Source organism: Rhodococcus aerolatus, assembly GCF_054783215.1.
Genome location: NZ_BAAGQZ010000056.1, coordinates 1 through 1275, shown reverse-complemented (window position 1 = coordinate 1275; position 1275 = coordinate 1). Strand labels below are relative to the sequence as shown.

The following is a 1275-nucleotide window of genomic DNA, read 5'->3' as shown; positions in this document are numbered from 1 at the left end:
CGCGTGATCCTCTTCGAGAACCGACCAAGGATCTCTACCTGAGGAGTCACGCGATGACCGCGTCACCGAGTATCGACCTGTCCGGGTGGTTGCACGAGCAGCTTGCCGAGGCGAGTCCGGACCTGCTTCGACAGATGATCAGCACGTTCGTGGAGGCGTTGATGGGCGCCGAGGCCGACGCCGTGTGCGGGGCCGCCTACGGGACCCGCAGCGGGGAGCGGGTGAACTCCCGCAACGGCTACCGGTCCCGGGAATGGGACACCCGGGCCGGAACGGTGGAGGTCGCGATCCCCAAGCTGCGTACCGGGTCCTACTTCCCGGACTGGCTCCTCGAGCGACGCCGTCGGGCTGAGGCCGCGCTGGTCAGCGTGGTCGCCACCTCCTACCTGCTGGGGGTCTCGACCCGGCGGATGGAGAAGCTGGTGGAGACCCTGGGCATCACGCGGCTCTCGAAGTCGCAGGTCTCGGAGATGGCCAAGGACCTCGACGCCCAGGTGGCGGCGTTCCGGACCCGCCCGCTCGACGCGGGCCCGTACACGTTCCTCGCCGCGGACGCCCTCGTGCTCAAGGTCCGCGAGGACGGGCGCACCGTCGGGGTCCACGCCCTGCTCGCGACCGGGGTCAACGCGGCCGGCTACCGGGAGATCCTCGGGCTGCACGTCACCTCCGCCGAGGACGGCGCCGGGTGGTTGGCGTTCTTCCGCGACCTCACCGCCCGCGGCCTGTCCGGGGTCGCCCTTGTCACCTCCGACGCGCATGCCGGGCTCGTCGCCGCGATCGGGGCCACCCTGCCCGGGGCGACCTGGCAGCGCTGCCGCACCCACTACGCGGCGAACCTGATGGCCGCCACGCCGAAGTCGGCGTGGGGATGGGTCAAGGCGCTGCTGCACTCGGTCTATGACCAGCCCGACGCCGCCGCCGTCACCGCCCAGTACGACCGGGTCCTCGACACCGTCACCGAGAAGCTCCCCGCCGTCGCCGCCCACCTCGACGCCGCCCGCGCCGACGTCCTCGCGTTCACCGCGTTCCCCAAGCCGATCTGGCGGCAGATCTGGTCGAACAACCCCCAGGAACGACTCAACCGCGAGATCCGCCGCCGCACCGACGTCGTCGGCATCTTCCCCGACCGGGCCTCCCTGATCCGCCTCGTCGGCGCCGTACTGGCCGAGCAGCACGACGAGTGGACCGAGATGCGCCGCTACATCGGCCTCGACATCCTCGCCCAAGCCCGCGGCACCGACCCCGAACAGCAGGAGACGACCCCCACCGCACTCA

Annotated in this window: 1 protein-coding gene; it reads left to right on the top strand. The window is 71.2% G+C overall.

The annotated features are described in order from the left end of the window. Nucleotides 1-53: 53 nt before the first annotated feature. The coding region (locus tag ACYVOF_RS19850; protein ID WP_460869617.1) for an IS256 family transposase at nt 54-1275 on the top strand (1222 nt) is incomplete at its 3' end.